This window comes from Cellvibrio sp. UBA7661 (assembly GCA_002483365.1).
Taxonomy (GTDB): Bacteria; Pseudomonadota; Gammaproteobacteria; order Pseudomonadales; family Cellvibrionaceae; genus Cellvibrio.
Map to the genome: position 1 here is coordinate 212,359 of DLHT01000003.1, position 16,749 is coordinate 229,107.

16 protein-coding genes are annotated in these 16,749 nt (G+C 50.0%); 8 read left to right on the forward strand and 8 right to left on the reverse strand.

Going from position 1 to position 16,749, the window contains the following annotated elements; all coding sequences use genetic code 11:
• Positions 1-50 precede the first annotated feature (50 nt).
• The gene (gene ahcY / locus B2739_RS01215; protein WP_049631156.1) at positions 51-1,421 is read left to right on the forward strand and encodes an adenosylhomocysteinase; all 1,371 of its coding nucleotides are present in this window, start codon (positions 51-53) and stop codon (positions 1,419-1,421) included.
• Positions 1,422-1,563: 142 nt separating this feature from the next.
• On the forward strand, positions 1,564-2,412 hold the full coding sequence (gene metF / locus B2739_RS01220; protein WP_331344054.1) for a methylenetetrahydrofolate reductase [NAD(P)H]: 849 nt from the start codon (positions 1,564-1,566) through the stop codon (positions 2,410-2,412).
• Positions 2,413-2,480: 68 nt separating this feature from the next.
• On the opposite strand, the gene B2739_RS01225 is transcribed toward metF, so the two are convergent.
• Together B2739_RS01225 and rph are read right to left on the reverse strand one after the other, a co-directional pair.
• Entirely contained in the window at positions 2,481-3,983 is a 1,503-nt protein-coding gene (locus B2739_RS01225) for an acetyl-CoA hydrolase/transferase family protein (RefSeq protein WP_331344055.1), read from the reverse strand.
• A gap of 213 nt (positions 3,984-4,196) precedes the next feature.
• Positions 4,197-4,916: a ribonuclease PH gene (rph, locus tag B2739_RS01230; protein WP_331344056.1), complete on the reverse strand. Its 720-nt coding sequence runs from the start codon at positions 4,914-4,916 to the stop codon at positions 4,197-4,199.
• A 167-nt stretch (positions 4,917-5,083) separates the two neighbouring features.
• Here rph and B2739_RS01235 point away from each other — a divergent pair, with 167 nt between their 5' ends.
• Positions 5,084-5,953, forward strand: coding sequence for a YicC/YloC family endoribonuclease (locus B2739_RS01235; protein WP_331344057.1), 870 nt, complete (start codon positions 5,084-5,086; stop codon positions 5,951-5,953).
• Between the two features lie 37 nt (positions 5,954-5,990).
• Here the strand turns inward: B2739_RS01235 and B2739_RS01240 are convergent, their stop codons facing one another.
• From B2739_RS01240 to B2739_RS01255, 4 genes are all read right to left on the reverse strand, one after another.
• A complete protein-coding gene (locus tag B2739_RS01240) occupies positions 5,991-7,493 on the reverse strand; it encodes a Ppx/GppA phosphatase family protein (RefSeq protein WP_331344058.1) in 1,503 nt (500 codons plus the stop codon).
• Between the two features lie 180 nt (positions 7,494-7,673).
• On the reverse strand, positions 7,674-8,186 hold the full coding sequence (gene secB / locus B2739_RS01245) for a protein-export chaperone SecB (RefSeq protein ID WP_331344059.1): 513 nt from the start codon (positions 8,184-8,186) through the stop codon (positions 7,674-7,676).
• A 58-nt stretch (positions 8,187-8,244) separates the two neighbouring features.
• On the reverse strand, positions 8,245-8,502 hold the full coding sequence (grxC, locus tag B2739_RS01250) for a glutaredoxin 3 (RefSeq protein ID WP_331344060.1): 258 nt from the start codon (positions 8,500-8,502) through the stop codon (positions 8,245-8,247).
• 53 nt (positions 8,503-8,555) lie between these two features.
• The gene (locus B2739_RS01255) at positions 8,556-8,969 is read right to left on the reverse strand and encodes a rhodanese-like domain-containing protein (RefSeq protein ID WP_331344061.1); all 414 of its coding nucleotides are present in this window, start codon (positions 8,967-8,969) and stop codon (positions 8,556-8,558) included.
• 397 nt (positions 8,970-9,366) lie between these two features.
• Between B2739_RS01255 and gpmI the strand changes: the two genes are divergently transcribed.
• The 5 genes from gpmI to B2739_RS01280 all read left to right on the forward strand — a co-directional run bounded on the left by gpmI (position 9,367) and on the right by B2739_RS01280 (position 15,018).
• Positions 9,367-10,914: a 2,3-bisphosphoglycerate-independent phosphoglycerate mutase gene (gene gpmI, locus B2739_RS01260; RefSeq protein ID WP_331344062.1), complete on the forward strand. Its 1,548-nt coding sequence runs from the start codon at positions 9,367-9,369 to the stop codon at positions 10,912-10,914.
• Positions 10,915-11,013: 99 nt separating this feature from the next.
• Positions 11,014-12,192, forward strand: a complete 1,179-nt coding sequence (locus tag B2739_RS01265; RefSeq protein WP_331344063.1) for a murein hydrolase activator EnvC family protein — start codon at positions 11,014-11,016, stop codon at positions 12,190-12,192.
• Positions 12,193-12,371: 179 nt separating this feature from the next.
• Positions 12,372-13,748, forward strand: coding sequence for a S41 family peptidase (locus tag B2739_RS01270; protein WP_414633203.1), 1,377 nt, complete (start codon positions 12,372-12,374; stop codon positions 13,746-13,748).
• A 4-nt stretch (positions 13,749-13,752) separates the two neighbouring features.
• A complete protein-coding gene (locus tag B2739_RS01275) occupies positions 13,753-14,637 on the forward strand; it encodes a divergent polysaccharide deacetylase family protein (RefSeq protein WP_331344065.1) in 885 nt (294 codons plus the stop codon).
• A gap of 156 nt (positions 14,638-14,793) precedes the next feature.
• Entirely contained in the window at positions 14,794-15,018 is a 225-nt protein-coding gene (locus B2739_RS01280; RefSeq protein WP_049631168.1) for a DUF6316 family protein, read from the forward strand.
• 76 nt (positions 15,019-15,094) lie between these two features.
• On the opposite strand, the gene hisF is transcribed toward B2739_RS01280, so the two are convergent.
• Together hisF and hisA are read right to left on the reverse strand one after the other, a co-directional pair.
• A complete protein-coding gene (gene hisF, locus B2739_RS01285; RefSeq protein ID WP_331344066.1) occupies positions 15,095-15,868 on the reverse strand; it encodes an imidazole glycerol phosphate synthase subunit HisF in 774 nt (257 codons plus the stop codon).
• A 121-nt stretch (positions 15,869-15,989) separates the two neighbouring features.
• Positions 15,990-16,721, reverse strand: a complete 732-nt coding sequence (gene hisA, locus B2739_RS01290) for a 1-(5-phosphoribosyl)-5-[(5-phosphoribosylamino)methylideneamino]imidazole-4-carboxamide isomerase (RefSeq protein ID WP_331344067.1) — start codon at positions 16,719-16,721, stop codon at positions 15,990-15,992.
• Between the last annotated feature and the right edge of the window lie 28 nt (positions 16,722-16,749).

The window sequence follows — 16,749 nt, forward strand, 5'->3', positions numbered from 1 at the left end:
GAGGCTGGGTGAGGGGAAAAAAACACAGAATTCATTTTAGGAAAATTATTATGAGCTTCACCGACTACAAAGTTGCCGATATGTCCCTCGCTAATTGGGGCCGTAAAGAAATTGAAATCGCCGAAGGCGAAATGCCTGCATTGATGGCGCTGCGCCGCAAATATGCAGCGAGCAAACCACTGGCGGATGCCAAAATTATTGGCTGCATCCACATGACTATCCAAACCGCAGTGCTGATTGAAACACTGGTGGATCTCGGTGCAGAAGTGCGTTGGTCATCGTGCAATATTTTCTCGACGCAAGATCACGCTGCCGCTGCGATCGCTGCTGCCGGTATTCCTGTATTTGCGTGGAAAGGCGAAACCGAAGAAGAATTCTGGTGGTGCATCGAGCAGACCATCAACAAAGATGGCAAGCCTTGGGATGCCAATATGATTCTTGATGACGGCGGCGATGTTACCCAAATCGTGCACGAAAAATATCCGCACATGCTCGACAAAATCCACGGCATTTCTGAAGAGACCACCACCGGTGTACACCGTTTGGTTGAGATGATGAAAAAAGGCACATTGAAAGTGCCAGCCATCAACGTAAACGATGCCGTGACCAAAAGTAAAAACGATAACAAATACGGCTGCCGTCACAGCTTGAGCGATGCCATCAAACGCGGCACCGACCATTTGCTGATGGGCAAAAAAGCATTGGTCGTGGGTTACGGCGATGTAGGTAAAGGTTCTGCTGCATCATTGCGTCAGGAAGGCATGATCGTAAAAATTACCGAAATTGATCCTATCTGTGCAATGCAAGCTTGTATGGACGGTTTTGAAGTGGTATCGCCTTACAACAATGGCATCAATACCGGCAAATACGAAGACATCAATCACATTGTATTGGGCACCACTGATTTGGTTGTCACCACAACCGGCAACGTCAATGTGTGTGATTCTGCCATGCTGCGCGCATTAAAAAATGGCGCCGTGGTGTGCAACATCGGTCACTTTGATAGTGAAATCGATACAGCGTTTATGCGCAAAAATTGGGAGTGGGAAGAGATCAAACCGCAGGTGCACAAAGTGTATCGCGATAAAGCCACCAACAACCATTTGATTATTTTATCCGAAGGTCGTTTGGTGAATTTAGGCAACGCAACCGGTCACCCATCGCGCATCATGGATGGCTCTTTCGCCAACCAGGTACTCGCACAAATGTATTTGTACGAGCGTAAATTTGCTGACTTGCCAGCCGAACAAAAAGCAGAACATATTTATGTGCGTGTACTGCCGAAGAAACTTGATGAAGAAGTGGCGCGCGATATGGTGGAAGGTTTCGGTGGCGTGATCACCAAACTGACTTCTCACCAAGCCGAATATATTGGTGTGGAAATTGAAGGGCCATTTAAGCCGGATTCTTATAAGTATTAATTTTGTTTCCCTCACCCTAACCCTCTCCCGGAGGGAGAAGGAACTGTACGTGCCACTTAAGACCAATTTATTCTTAAGTTGAACATGCGCCCTCTCCCTCCGGGAGAGGGTTGGAGTGAGGGAAAATCGTAAAGGTAAAATTATGAACGACTCACAACTGCGTCTGAGCTTTGAATTTTTCCCGCCCAAAACACCGGAAGGAAAAGAAAAGCTAATTAAAGTGCGCGATGACTTGAATTTTTTTAATCCGGATTTCTTTTCCGTCACCTATGGTGCGGGCGGCTCTACGCGCGACAACACCAAAGGGCTGGTAACAAAATTTACCGCTGATGGCGTCAGCACCGCACCGCATTTGTCGTTTGGTGGTGATGATGAAGAAACCATTCTCGGTTTACTGCAGGAATATAAAGACGCTGGCGTTGATCGCATAGTCGCGTTGCGTGGCGATATCCCATCCGGTGTTGGCGGTGGTTTTCAGCTGGTTTACGCCAATGAGCTGGTGGCATTTATCCGCAAACATTTTGGTGCACATTTCCAACTGGAGGTTGCTGCCTATCCGGAAATCCATCCGCAAGCCAAAAGCTATAGCGATGATGTGCGCTACCTGAAAGGAAAATTTGATGCGGGCGCCAACAGTGCGATCACGCAATATTTCTTTAATCCGGATTCGTATTTTTTCTTTATCGATCAATGCCAGAAGGCCGGAATTACCCAACCGATTTATCCCGGCATTATGCCCATTATCAACTACAAAAATTTAACGCGATTTTCCGATGCCTGCGGTGCAGAAATTCCGCGTTGGTTGCGTAAAGCGCTGGAAAATTATGGTGATGATGAAGCCAGCCTGAAAGCATTCGGCGTAGAGCTGGTATCAGAACTGTGCGAAACCCTGTTGGAAAATGGTGCGCCCGGCTTGCACTTTTACACTATGAACCAAACCGAACCTACCGCGCAAATTGTGCGTAACCTAGGTTTGATTCCGGTTGAATAAACCGGTAATCCTTAGCCATCTACGTACATAAAAAAACCCGCGTGTTGCGGGTTTTTTATTGCGCTCTTTTAATTGGCCTTCTGCTTCAACATATGGCCGGTTTCTTCCAAATTAATATGCCACTGAAAAGCTTCGCGCAAAATATGCGGAGTATGGCCACCCAATTGGCACGCACGCTCGAAGTAATCATTGAGTGCCGCATGATAATCCGGATGAACACAGTTATCGATAATCACACGTGCGCGTTCACGTGGTGCCAGCCCGCGCAAATCCGCCAAACCTATTTCAGTCACCAGAATATCCACATCGTGCTCGCTGTGATCCACATGGCTCACCATCGGTACCACAGACGAAATGCTGCCGCCTTTGGCAACGGACTTGGTGACAAAAATCGATAAGTGCGCGTTACGTGCAAAATCGCCTGACCCGCCAATGCCATTCATCATGCGTGTACCGCATACATGCGTTGAGTTCACGTTGCCGTAAATATCAAATTCCAACGCGGTATTAATAGCGATAATACCCAGTCGGCGCACCAGCTCAGGATGATTGGAAATTTCTTGCGGACGCAGCACCAATTTATCTTTGTAATGGTCGAGATTATTAAACACGCGCTCAGAACAGGCTTTGGATAAGGTGATGGAACTGCCCGAGGCAAAACTCATTTTGCCTGCATCAATCAATTCAAAGGTTGAATCTTGCAACACCTCGGAATACATCACCAAATCGGTGAAGGGCGACCCGAGCAAGCCCATCATCACCGCGTTGGCAATCGAACCGATACCCGCTTGCAAGGGCGCAAGATTATTAGGTAAACGACCTTCATCAACTTCCTGTTGCAAAAACGCAATCAAATTTTTGGCGATACCTTGGGTTTCGTCATCGGGTGGTGTCACGGTTGATGGAGAATCCAGCGTGTTGTTAAACACAATACCGACAATTTTTTCCGGCGCAATCTGAATGCCCTTGGTACCAATGCGATCTTTAACATCGACCAATGGCACCGGCGCGCGCGTAGGGCGATAGCTAGGAATATAAATGTCGTGCAGCCCTTCAAACGCCGGGCTCAACGCCGTATTAATTTCAACAATCACCTGCTTGGCGAATATCGCAAAACTGGCTGAGTTGCCCACCGAGGTAGTAGGAATAATGTATCCCTCTTCGGTGATTGCAACAGCCTCAATAATGGCGATATCCGGCATTGGTAATTGCTTGTTGCGCATTTGCTCCACGGTTTCGGACAAATGCTGATCGATAAACATCACCTTGCCGTCGTTGATCGCTTTACGCAGGGTACTGTCTACCTGAAACGGCATGCGGCGAGAAAGCGCGCCCGACTCAGTCAGTAATTTATCCAGATCATTACCCAGACTTGCACCCGTGACTAAAGTGATTTTTAACGGGTCGTGTACAGCGCGTGCGGCCAAAGCTTGAGGCACCGCTTTGGCTTCGCCGGCACGAGTGAAACCACTCATGCCGACGGTCATGCCATCTTGAATAAAAGATGCGGCTTGATGTGCGCTCATCACTTTAGCGTGGAGCGATTGAAGGCGAATTTTATCTAAAGACATATTTTCAGCTTGTAAAAAAAGAAGAGGTTAATGCGGTATAACAAGAGAGTTAACTCAAAGTGAAGAGCAATATTATGCTCACTTTTGTTGGGTTTGCTTAAATTAAACCGTTAAGAATTATTTCCTTATAAACAAAAAACCGATCCTGTATGTAAGATCGGTTTTTTGGTATTAACTGCCAGATAAAAAGGTGATTTCAGCGAAATCCGTTGGCTATTTTTGCAATGCTTGGCGCTGAAGTTCGTGTAGCTGCGCAATGCCTTGCTTAGCTAGTCCCAGCATCGCCGCAAATTCGGCTTCCGTAAAAGGCTCTGCTTCAGCGGTGCCCTGAATTTCAATAATGCCGCCGTCATCACCCATGACGACATTCATATCGGTATCGGCCGATGAATCCTCGGGGTAATCCAAATCCAATACCGGCACACCCTGATAAATCCCTACAGAGATAGAGGCAATTGCGCGCTTGAGCGGCTCACCGGTGACTTTGTCTTGAGCCTTCAGAAAGTTGATCGCATCGGCCAGCGCAACCCAGGCACCGGTGATGGAGGCTGTACGGGTGCCGCCATCTGCCTGAATAACGTCACAATCGATGTGTATGGTGTTTTCACCCAAGGCTGTCAGGTCAACCGCCGCACGCAATGAGCGCCCGATCAAGCGCTGGATTTCCACGGTGCGCCCCTGTTGTTTGCCGCGCGCGGCCTCGCGATCCATCCGGGTGCCGGTAGAGCGGGGCAACATGCCGTATTCAGCGGTCAACCACCCTTGTCCTTGCCCGCGCAAAAAGGGCGGTACCGAATTAACCACGCTCGCGGTGCAGATCACTTTGGTATCGCCAAACTCCACCAATACCGAGCCTTCGGCGTGTTTGGTGTAGTGACGGGTAATACGGATAGGGCGTAATTGGCCTGGAGTGCGGCCGCTAGGACGTTGCATAAAAGGATTCCTTACTACTGGAAATAGATCTGCGGGAAGGTGTGTTACCATCCCTCGCTTGTTCATAAATGTTAATTTGCCGGGGAACTCTACCAGCTCTTGTGCGTAGAAGTCACCGCCCGCCCTGTATCAACCCAGCATAGAACACCATAGTTCCAGGAGCCCTTATGCCACGTAGTATGACTGGATTCTCCCGCCGCGAAGCCAAACTCCCCTGGGGAACATTGGTATGGGAAATCCGCAGTGTGAATCACCGCTACCTCGAACCCAGCTTCCGTTTACCGGAAGATTTCCGCGAAATTGAACCGCACCTGCGCGATGCCATGCGCAAAGCACTGCAGCGCGGCAAAGTTGAAGCCAGCTTGAGCGTGCAATGGGAACAGGAAGGCGAATCGGAACTCGGCATCAACCTCGCCAAAGTGTCGCAGCTAACCAAATCCGCCCAGCAAATTAATGGCCTGTTAGGCAGCGCCGCCGCACCGGTCAATGCACTGGATATTTTGCGCTGGCCAGGCGTGATTCAAAAACAGGAACTGGATCGCGAAGCACTGCATAAAGCTGCGCTGGAATTATTTGAGTCGGCATTGGAAGGATTGATTGAACATCGCTCGCGTGAAGGTGCCGAGCTTGAACAATTAATTATCAACCGTCTCGATAGCGTCTCTGCTCAAGTCGCTAATGTGCGCGCGCGCATGCCCGAAATTCTGGCGGCACAACGCGAAAAATTACAAACCAAACTTGCCGCCTTGCAAATCGAATTAGACCCGGAAAGATTGAAACAGGAAATCGTCCTGCTCGCACAAAAAGCCGATGTCGATGAAGAGCTCGACCGCCTTGATACTCACGTAATTGAAGTCAAACGCAGCTTAAAAAAAACCGATTCCCTTGGTCGCCGCCTGGATTTTTTAATGCAGGAATTAAACCGCGAAGCCAATACGCTTTCATCAAAATCGGTAGTGAGTGAGACGACCCAAGCAGCGGTGGAATTAAAAGTGTTGATCGAGCAAATGCGCGAACAGGTGCAAAATATTGAGTGATGATTGTATTGCAGATTAATTTTGGTTGTATGGGAATTCAATCTGCTGTCAACTGCAATTCATAATCTATATCCGTTAGATAACGCTGTTCAGTTTCCAGATCGGCCTGGGTCAATGGATGCGTATCCAGCCATTTTCCGGGCAAATAAAGTTTTATTTTTTTGCCATCGCATTTTAATTTTATGGCGGGCAAACCGTCTTTAATGCGGCCGCGATGAAAAATCGCGGCAAGGCGTAATAAAATCGCCAAGCGCAACAAATTAGTGTTGTCGAGCGGGAAATTTTTTGCAGGAAAACGTTTGCGGTGCGCCAGCACCAAGGCGGCAATTTGCGTTTGCTCTGCGCGGGAGCAGCCGGCGAGATCCACATTTTGTACAATATACGCAGAGTGTTTGTGGTAATCGTTATGCGCGATATCCAAACCAACCAAATACAATCGCGCTGCCCAACCCAATAATTTATTGGCATCATCGGCTGTTAAGTGCCAACCCGCTGCGACTTGTTGCAACAAACCCAATGCCGTTTTTTCTACAGCAATGGCTTTTTCCATATTCACGTGGAAGCGCGCAGCGAGGGCATCGACACTGGCCTGGCGTATATCGTGATTTTCCAAACGGCCTTTCTGATCGAACAATAAACCTTCGCGCAACGCCCACTCGGCGGCGATCATCTGTTTTAATTCCAGCGCATCAAATAGTGCCGCCAACACAATGACGCCGCCCAGAAAAACCGGCTGGCGATCTTCCGATAAACCATTTATGTGCACATCCAATTTTCCATGCTGCACATAAATTGACATAATTTTTTCAAGCGCTTCCAGTGTGATAGTGCCGTCGCTCCAGCCATTGGCCTGACATACTTTAGCAACCGCTTTGATACTGCCTGATGCTCCCAACACTTGCGACCAACCTGATTGTAAAAACTCATCTTTTACTGGCTGTAATTCTTGCAGGCAAGCGATCAATGCTTTGGTAACCGATTTTTCGGTGACCTTTCCCTCACTAAAAAATTTTTTGGTGATGGCAATACAGCCCATGCTTAAACTTTCTTTCAATATTGGCTGCATGCCTTTGCCAATAATAACTTCCGTACTGCCGCCGCCAATATCCATCACAATACGGTTGTCACCATCCGGTGCGATATCGTGCGCAACGCCGATATAAATCAGACGCGCCTCTTCATCGCCAGAAATAATTTCAACAGGGTGGCCAAGGCGTTTTTCGGCTTCGATTAAAAACTGACGAGAATCATTAATGCTGCGCAGGGTTTTGGTACCAACAATACGCACACTGCGCGATGGGTAGGCACGCAGGCATTCACCAAAACGCTCAAGACACGCGAGTGCGCGGTCACGGGCATCCTCACTCAAGCCGCCATCTTCTTGCAAGCCAAACCCCATACGCACGGGCTCGCGTAAACGATCGAGCAAGTTGAGCTGGCCATTGTCCCATTGGGCAACAATCATGTGAAAACTGTTGGAGCCAAGATCAATCGCTGCAATGTGGCTGGCGTGGCGGTTGGTGCTGGAGAGATTGAACATGCGTGAAGCCCCAAGGCGGAAAGTATTTCAAATGAAGTAGTGCCTTGATGATATTACGAAAGTTTGACGGGATTACAATGACAAATTCGAGTCAACGTTAAATCGGACGCATCAATCACACGCAATAAAAAAAGGCGATCACCTTAATGATCGCCTTTTTTGGGAAAAACCTGTGTGGAATTAATTCACTACTTCCGGTTTTTCAGCTTGCGCTTGTGCCTGGGCTTGTTGTTGTGCAGCGGTAATCGCCTGAACAAATACTGCGTCGAAATTAATTGGAGCCAGCATTAATGGAGGGAAGCTGCCGCGACCGAGAATGCTATCCACCGCTTCGCGCGCATAAGGGAACAGGATTTGCGGGCAAGCCGTGTTGATTAATTGAGTCACCGCTGGGCCTTCGATACCGGAAATTGCAAACAAACCGGCCTGCTTTACTTCCACCAAAAATACAGCGCGATCTTCAATGCGCGCAGTGATAGTAAGCAGCAATACCACTTCAAACAAACCCTCTTCAATCTGGTTCGCTTGAATGTTCAAATCCTGCTGGATATTAGGCTTGTATGTTTTGGTAAACGCTTCGGGACCCATTGGGGTTTCGAAAGAAATATCTTTCAAATAAATACGTTGGATAGCAAATATCGGATTGCTGCCAGCTGCCTGGCCAGCGTCTTGTTGGTTATTTTCTTCAGACATGATCTAACTCGACTTGATGTGATTAAATTTAACGTTTGTTTAAAAACTTCTGGCGCAATCAGGGCTGCGCCAGCAATGGATCCAATTTACCCGCTTTATCCAGCGCCCAGAGATCAGTAAAGCCGCCGACATGGGTATCGCCGATCCAGATCTGCGGCACTGTGCGCTGACCGCTTTTGGCCATCATTTCCTGGCGCAAATGCGGCTGGCTGTCGACGCGGATTTCTTCCACGGTTACACCTTTTTGCGCCAACAGCTTTTTGGCATTAACGCAATAAGGACAAACTGCTGTGGTGTACATCAACACGCGCGCCATACAAAACTCCACGCCCTACAAGGGCTGCTAACGTAACTAAGTATTACCTTAACTTATTTACCTTTCACTAAAGGCAAACTCTGCGCTTGCCATTCGGCGATGCCACCACCTAAACGGCGAACATCAAAACCTTCTTTGCCCAAGAAACGACCAACTGCACCAGCATGTTGCCCAAGCTTATCGACCAGAATGATAGTTTTGCCTTTGTACGACGCCACCTCGGTGGATTCTTTGCTCAGCTTGGCGTAAGGGATATTTAATGACCCTACGATATGCCCGGCTTTGAACTCTGCACCCTCGCGCAGATCAACTACCACCGCATTGCCCGCATTGACCAGTTTGGTCACTTCGTGGGGCGACACCGGACGGCCACTTTTAATACGGTCGCGCCAGACATAGATATAAATCAGCACAATCAGGGTGGTGACTAATAGCCACTCTTGGGTCACAAAATTAAAAAAATCCACGATAACGGCCTTCTTATAAAACTGCAGGATGATGGCCTGCAAGGAGAGGATTGGATCGCTCGCTGTCCCGGTGAAACCGAGGTGGGGGCAACAAGGTCGATTTCAAATGAAATCCACAAAAACTTTACCCTGCGCGCGACAGGCGGCGAAGTATACACGATTCAACAAGGGCATCCGCCTGGCACAGATGCCAAAAACATCGTCAACTATGGGCGCGATAGCCAGCCGGAGCAGACCGTTCATGGGTTTAGACATAGAGTTACGCCGCCCAACCCGCTAGAATGCAGGCTAACTGTGCGGGCATTGCCCCCATCTTATCCGGGGTTGCGTACACCGGCGATCACAAGCCGCCATCGTCACCAACCACTTCAAGTTCATCCGACACTGGAAGCGATTTATGAGCGCCAAGAAACCTGTAGTTTTGCTGATCCTCGACGGTTACGGCTATTCGGAAAAAACCAAATACAACGCAATCCACGCCGCCAATACCCCGGTGTATGACGAGCTGTGGAAAACCTGCCCCAATACCCTGATCGAAACATCCGGTATGGCGGTGGGCTTACCGGAAGGCCAAATGGGCAACTCCGAAGTTGGTCATACCACGATTGGCGCAGGCCGCGTGGTGTACCAAAGCTTTACCCGCATCAATAAATCCATCAGCGATGGCGATTTTTTTACCAACCCTGAATATGTCAAAGCGATTGATAGCACTATCGCCAATGATAAATCGGTGCACATCCTCGGTTTGCTGTCTGAAGGCGGCGTGCATGCGCATCAGGAGCACATGTACGCGATGATCAAAATGGCCGTGCAGCGTGGAGCCAAAAACGTTTACCTGCATGCGTTCCTCGATGGCCGCGACACGCCGCCGCGCAGTGCTGAATCGTCGTTGCAAAAAGCCGAAGACCTGTTCAAAGAATTGGGCACCGGCCGCGTTGCGTCTATCGTTGGCCGCTACTTTGCACTCGACCGCGACAACCGCTGGGATCGCGTAAAAGCAGCCTATGATGTGATGGTAACTGGCGATGCTGAATACGATGCACTCACTGCCGTTGAAGGCCTGAAGGCCGCTTACGAGCGCGGTGAAAATGATGAGTTTGTGAAGGCCACCGTTATCTGCGGTGAGGAAGAAGAAGTCGCGACCATTAACGATGGCGACTCAGTGATTTTCATGAACTTCCGCCCTGACCGCGCGCGTGAAATTACCCGCGCATTGATCGATGAATCCTTCGACGGTTTTGACCGCGGCGAGACCCATCCAAAAATTGCGCACTTTGTGCAAACCACCGAATACGCATCCAGCATCAAGGCTCCCATCGCGTTCCCGCCAGAAGATTTGAGTAATTCATTTGGTGAATATATTTCCGGCTTGGGCAAAACCCAATTGCGCATCGCTGAAACAGAAAAATACGCGCACGTTACCTTTTTCTTTAATGGTGGCAACGAAGTGGTTTACCCCGGCGAAGACCGTATTTTGGTTCCATCGCCGCAAGTGGCCACTTACGATTTGAAACCGGAAATGAGCGCACCGGAAGTGACTGAGAAATTGGTGGAAGCAATTGAGTCCGGCAAATACGATGCAATTATTTGCAACTACGCCAACTGCGATATGGTCGGCCACTCAGGCTTGATGGATGCGGCGGTGAAAGCGGTAGAAGCCGTGGATGTGTGTTTGGGTAAAGTACTTGCTGCAGTTAAAAAAGTTGGTGGCGATGCCTTGGTCACGGCTGACCACGGCAACGTAGAAGAAATGTTTGACGATGAAACCGGTCAACCACATACCCAGCATTCGACCTTACCCGTGCCCTTTATTTTTGTCAGTGACCGTAAAGCCACTATGGCAAATGGCGGATCGCTCGCCGATGTGGCACCCACCATGCTGGCGCTACTGAATGTACCGCAACCCAAAGAAATGACTGGCCGCAATTTAATTACGCTCGGTTAATGCGCCACCAAACAAACGGCTGATTTTCTTTCTGCCGTTTGTTTGGTTGTTGTTTTTAACAGCCGTTTTATTTTTCTTTTTCAGCAGACAATACATGCCATGAAGCGTTTTTTGATTCTGACCAAAACATTTTTCGCCTGCAGCCTGCTGTCTTTAGCGCTGTCTGGCGTTTATGCACAGGCTGATGAAAAAGCCGAAATGGCAAAACTGCAGAAAGATATAGAAGCCCTGCAAAAAGAACTTAAACAGGTGCAAGGCACGCGCTCAACGCTGCAAAAAGATTTGGAAAAATCAGAAAAGCAAATTAATGAGCTGCAAAAAAAAGCCAACGACATCAATAAGCAGCTTAAAGAGCAAAACAACGAATTAAACCAATTAAAAAACGAACGCAGCCAATTGGAGCAAGCGCGCCAACAACAGCAGGCACAAATCGCTGAACAAATGCGTGCGGCCCATAAATTGGGCGAGCAAAGTGAAGTCAAGGTTTTGCTTAATCAGGAATCACCTGATCAAGTATCACGCATCATGAAATACCACAGTTATTTCATGGAAGCACACAGCCAAAAAATGCGCACCTATCTGGATACGATTACGCGAATTGATGCACTGACTCCCGAGATAGAAAAAAAAACATTTGAGTTAGGTGCGATGCAGGCGGAGCTGGATACCCAGCGAGCCCAATTGAAAACCGTCCACCAAACGCGCCAACAAGCGCTGGCCAAAGTGAACAGCGAGCTGAAAAATAAAAATCAGGAATTAAAGCAGCTCAGTGAAGACCGCCGCCGCTTGCAAGCATTGCTGGAGCGCGTAACCTCCCGCGTTGCCACCACAGGTGCTATCAACTCTCCCGGTTATGTTCCGTTACCCAAAGGTGGCGAAAAATTTTCACTGCGTAAAGGCCGTTTACCCTGGCCAACACAAGGCAGCATGATCCACCGTTTTGGCAGCGCACGTATTGCGGGCCAAATGAATTGGAATGGTGCCTACATTGCAGCACCGATGGGTAATTCTGTTGTGGCGGTACATCACGGCCGCGTTGTGTTTGCCGATTATTTTGGCGGCCACGGTCTTCTGGTGATTGTGGATCATGGCGAGGGGTATTTGAGCTTGTATGCGCACAACCAAAGTTTGCTGAAAAAAGCCGGTGAACCTGTGAGTGCAGGCGAGGCCATTGCCCATGTTGGCAACTCTGGTGGTCAGTCAAGTAGCGGTTTGTATTTTGAAATTCGCCACAACGGAAAGCCTATAGATCCGGGCAGTTGGCTGGCGCGCAGCTAAACTCTGCCGAAAGGCGGAATTATTTTGTGCGCCATCTGTCATTTTTAAATGCTTTGGCTTAACGTGCGCGCTCTGATACGGTACCTGCCAATCAATATTTTCATCCATCTGTTTTTTTAGTTGTTGCGATCATCGGAGACGCTATGTTTCGCGCTGCTTTCCCCCGGTTTGTTGTAGGGATGTCATCTTATCCTGCCGCCCTGTTTGCACTGGCGCTGTGCTCCGGCACCGTGGTTGCCGATGAGGCCAAGCCCGCCAATGGTGGTTTGCTGCCGCTGGAGGAATTGCGCACGTTTACGCGCGTCTACGATCACGTGCGCAGTGGCTATGTGGATGAAATCGATGATGCCCAATTACTCGAATATGCCATCAAAGGCATGATTGCCGAGCTTGACCCGCATTCTGCCTATCTCGATAAAGACGCGTTTGCCGACCTGCAAGCCAATACCTCCGGTGAGTTCGGTGGGATAGGCCTGGAGGTGAGTATCGATGAAGGTTTTGTCAAAGTTGTCACGCCGATCGATGATAGTCCTTCAGCAAAAGCCGGGATATTGGCAGGCGATGTGGTGATCCGCATCGATGACAAGCCGGTTAAAGGCATGGATTTAAATAAAGCCGTTAATCTGATGCGCGGCCCCAAAAACAGCAACATTCACATCACCGTGATGCGCGAGGGAGTTGACCAACCCATCGAATTCAATCTGGTACGCGACATCATCAAAGTACAAAGTGTACGTACACGGGTACTGGAAGAAGATTACTTTTATATCAGGCTGGCGCAATTCCAACTGGATACCGGTAAGGATGTCGCCAAAAAATTGCGTGCGCAGCTTAAGAAAAACCCCGCCACCAAAGGCATCATTCTCGATTTACGCAACAACCCCGGCGGAGTCTTGCAGTCTTCAGTCGAAGTCGCCGATGCCTTCCTCGATGGAGGGCAGGTGGTTTACACCCAGGGCCGTCAGGAGAACAGCAATATCAGTTACAACGCTGAAGCTGGCGATATCACCAATAACCTGCCGCTTGTTGTCCTGATCAACGATGGCTCGGCATCCGCGTCAGAAATTGTCGCCGGTGCCCTGCAAGACCATAAGCGCGCCGTGATTATGGGCACCCGCAGTTTTGGCAAAGGCTCGGTACAGTCAGTGATCCCTATCAGTAATGACCGCGCCATCAAACTCACTACTGCGCTCTATTACACCCCCAACGGCCGCTCAATCCAGGCACAGGGCATTGAGCCGGACGTCAATGTGGAACGGGTGCAGATTGCAGCCATCCAACAAGGGTTGATGACGACGGAAGCCGATTTGGCGCGCCACTTGGGTAACACCAAGGGCGGCAAGGAAAGCACCAGTAAAGACCGTGCCGACCGGAGAATCAGCAGCGCCGAACTGCTCAAAGAAGACAACCAATTGCACGAGGCACTCAATTTACTCAAAGGCCTGCACATCTTTATCCAGAGCTCACCATTAGCCGCGAGCACGGCAGAGATGAGTCCGGACATAGCGCCAGATATCGTCATCCAACCAGAAGAACCTACCGATATCAGCGAATAAAGCCATGCCGAAGCAGATTGCCCCTCTCGCTGTCTTCGGCTTTATAGTGTTCGCCTGCTTCGCAAATGGCAGCCCTCTTGCTCCCCAAGCAAAATCTGAAGGCGTACCTGCCCGCGGGCAGTTAGCAATCATCATCGATGACATTGGTTACAACCTTTCACTCGGGCGGCGCACCGCCGATTTGCCCGGCAATTTCACCCTCGCGGTTTTACCCTTTACCCCCCATGGCGCGGAGCTGGCCGAGCGCGCGCACAAGCATGGCAAAGAAATCATGCTCCACGCCCCCATGAGCAACCATCACGATTACCCACTAGGGCGCGGCGGGTTAACCAGTACCATGAAACATGCAGAGTTTCTCGCTGTACTGCGCCAAAATCTCGCTAGCATTCCTTATGTCAGAGGCGTCAATAATCATATGGGAAGCAGGCTCACCGAGCAGGCCGAACCCATGCGCTGGTTGATGGATGAGCTTCAGCAGCGCCGCCTATATTTCGTGGACAGCCGCACCAGTGCCCAAACCCAAGCGTTGGCGATGGCGGAACGCATCCAGTTGCCCAGCCGCAAGCGCGATGTCTTTCTGGATGATGAACGCGACACCGACGCCATTCGCCAGCAACTGATCAATGCCCTGCAGCGCGCCCGACAGCAGGGCTCGGCTATTGCCATCGGCCATCCTTACCCGGAAACCCTTGCGCTACTTGAGCAATTACCTCCGCTGCTGGAGCAATACCAGGTAAAGCTGGTATCCGCCTCGCACCTAATGCCCAGCCATCGCCATACCATCCAAAAACCATTTAGCTGTCTTGCTCCACCCATGGAGTTGTGGCCACGGCTCCATGTGCCAGCAGACCCTTTCGCCATAGACTATCCTTTCAATAATGACCATTAGGCCTGCCGGACTACAGCTTTTGGTTATTAAAGTTTCAAATCAAAAGATGAACTAAATCTAGCTAGCACTTCTGATTGCTGTTTATAATCGCCGAGGGTGATTTTTGATCAACCGGTGAAGGATCCGAGTGTTCAGGAACAATAGCGAGGAATCGATATGGCTACTACAAACAGAGCAGGTGAACAAGGTTCAGTACCTGTGCGTCACGGGCGTTACCTACAAAAAGATGGCTACTGGTACTACACCACCCGTGAAGGAGTGGACATAGGCCCGTTTGATAGCCGCGACGATGCCGAAATTGGTGTCGGTGAATTTATCGACTTTATCCAGGCATCCGAACCCAAAGTGTCGGACATGCTTAAACAGTACCGTGCGGCCTAAGGGTTATCTTGGGCCGATAATAAAAAAGGGCGCATTGAGCGCCCTTTTTTATTGTTTCAACTTTGCCAATCAATCTCTATAAACGCACTTCAATGCCTTGGGCGCGCATAAATGCTTTGGCTTGGGGGATAGTGTATTCGCGGAAATGGAAAATGCTCGCAGCCAATACCGCATCCGCACGCCCTTGCGTCACACCATCACACAGATGCTGCAAGTTACCTACACCACCGGAGGCGATAACCGGAATAGGTACCCCGTCGCTGATCGCACGGGTTAATGCCAGGTCATAGCCTTTTTTAGTGCCATCGCCATCCATGCTGGTGAGCAGGATTTCGCCCGCACCAAACTCAGCCATTTTGATTGCCCATTCCACCGCATTGATACCGGTTGGCTTGCGCCCACCGTGCGTGAAAATCTCCCAGCGCGGTGCCTCGCCCGGACCGCTTACTTTCTTTGCATCAATGGCAACAACAATACATTGTGCGCCGAAGCGATCAGACGCTGCTTTCACAAAATCCGGGTTATAAATAGCTGCTGAATTGATACCTACCTTGTCGGCACCCGCGTTCAGCATAGTGCGGATGTCATCCACGGTGCGGATACCTCCGCCCACCGTGAGCGGGATAAATACTTCGCTGGCTATCTTCTCCACTGTGTGCACAGTCGTGTCACGCCCTTCGTGGGTCGCGGTGATATCGAGAAAGGTGATTTCATCTGCGCCTTCATCGTTGTAGCGCTTGGCAATTTCCACCGGATCGCCCGCATCGCGGATACCGACGAAATTTACCCCTTTCACCACACGGCCGTTATCAACATCAAGGCAGGGAATAATGCGTTTTGCGAGTGCCATAGCGTTAAATTCTCAAATCCAATCTTAATTCAAGCTGCTTTGCAGGTTGGTGCTGAGCGCAGCGATGCCCAATAGGGCTATCTCGCAGAACCATCCAATACTTCAACGATGCGCAGACCACTTAATTGGCATCGCAATAAGCCTGCGCTTCCGCCATGCTCAGGGTGCCTTCGTAAATAGCGCGGCCGGTGATGGCACCGCAGATGCCTTTATGGGCTTCAGCCTTGAGCGCGATGATGTCGTCCATATTGGTGATGCCGCCAGAAGCGATAACCGGAATACTGGAAGCCTGTGCCATGGCGACAGTCGCCTGCACATTCACGCCCTGCATCATGCCATCGCGCGCGATGTCGGTGTAGACGATGCTGCTCACGCCGTCTTGCTCAAAGCGTTTGGCAAGTTCAGATGCCTGCAAATTGGATACTTCTGCCCAGCCATCGGTGGCAACCCAGCCGTCTTTGGCATCCAGACCAACAATGATATGGCCCGGGAATTGTTTACACATGTCGGTCACAAACTGCGGCTCTTTCACCGCTTTGGTGCCGATAATCACGTACTGCACACCCGCATTCAGGTAGTACTCAATGGTTTCCGCGCTGCGAATACCACCGCCAATCTGGATCGGCAGGTTCGGGTAGGCTTTGGCAATCGCCGTTACCACTCCGCCATTGACTGGTTTACCTTCAAAAGCACCGTTCAAGTCAACCAGATGCAAACGGCGGCAACCTTGTTGCACCCATTGTGCTGCCATCGCGACGGGATCGTCGGAGAAAACGGTCGAATCGTCCATCAAACCCTGGCGCAAGCGCACGCATTGGCCGTCTTTTAAATCAATTGCGGGGATAATTAACATTAAACAATCTCTACAGATAAATGGATTC

What these genes read in the sequence shown, in the direction of transcription:
- B2739_RS01235 (WP_331344057.1), top strand. Translation starts at nt 5,084, where the DNA reads ATGCCACGTAGTATGACTGGATTCTCCCGCCGCGAAGCCAAACTCCCC.
- B2739_RS01270 (WP_414633203.1), top strand. Translation starts at nt 12,372, where the DNA reads ATGTCATCTTATCCTGCCGCCCTGTTTGCACTGGCGCTGTGCTCCGGC.
- hisA (WP_331344067.1), bottom strand. Translation starts at nt 16,721, where the DNA reads ATGTTAATTATCCCCGCAATTGATTTAAAAGACGGCCAATGCGTGCGC.
- ahcY (WP_049631156.1), top strand. Translation starts at nt 51, where the DNA reads ATGAGCTTCACCGACTACAAAGTTGCCGATATGTCCCTCGCTAATTGG.
- B2739_RS01275 (WP_331344065.1), top strand. Translation starts at nt 13,753, where the DNA reads ATGCCGAAGCAGATTGCCCCTCTCGCTGTCTTCGGCTTTATAGTGTTC.
- metF (WP_331344054.1), top strand. Translation starts at nt 1,564, where the DNA reads ATGAACGACTCACAACTGCGTCTGAGCTTTGAATTTTTCCCGCCCAAA.
- B2739_RS01225 (WP_331344055.1), bottom strand. Translation starts at nt 3,983, where the DNA reads ATGTCTTTAGATAAAATTCGCCTTCAATCGCTCCACGCTAAAGTGATG.
- gpmI (WP_331344062.1), top strand. Translation starts at nt 9,367, where the DNA reads ATGAGCGCCAAGAAACCTGTAGTTTTGCTGATCCTCGACGGTTACGGC.
- B2739_RS01280 (WP_049631168.1), top strand. Translation starts at nt 14,794, where the DNA reads ATGGCTACTACAAACAGAGCAGGTGAACAAGGTTCAGTACCTGTGCGT.
- secB (WP_331344059.1), bottom strand. Translation starts at nt 8,186, where the DNA reads ATGTCTGAAGAAAATAACCAACAAGACGCTGGCCAGGCAGCTGGCAGC.
- hisF (WP_331344066.1), bottom strand. Translation starts at nt 15,868, where the DNA reads ATGGCACTCGCAAAACGCATTATTCCCTGCCTTGATGTTGATAACGGC.
- B2739_RS01265 (WP_331344063.1), top strand. Translation starts at nt 11,014, where the DNA reads ATGAAGCGTTTTTTGATTCTGACCAAAACATTTTTCGCCTGCAGCCTG.
- B2739_RS01240 (WP_331344058.1), bottom strand. Translation starts at nt 7,493, where the DNA reads ATGTTCAATCTCTCCAGCACCAACCGCCACGCCAGCCACATTGCAGCG.
- rph (WP_331344056.1), bottom strand. Translation starts at nt 4,916, where the DNA reads ATGCAACGTCCTAGCGGCCGCACTCCAGGCCAATTACGCCCTATCCGT.
- grxC (WP_331344060.1), bottom strand. Translation starts at nt 8,502, where the DNA reads ATGGCGCGCGTGTTGATGTACACCACAGCAGTTTGTCCTTATTGCGTT.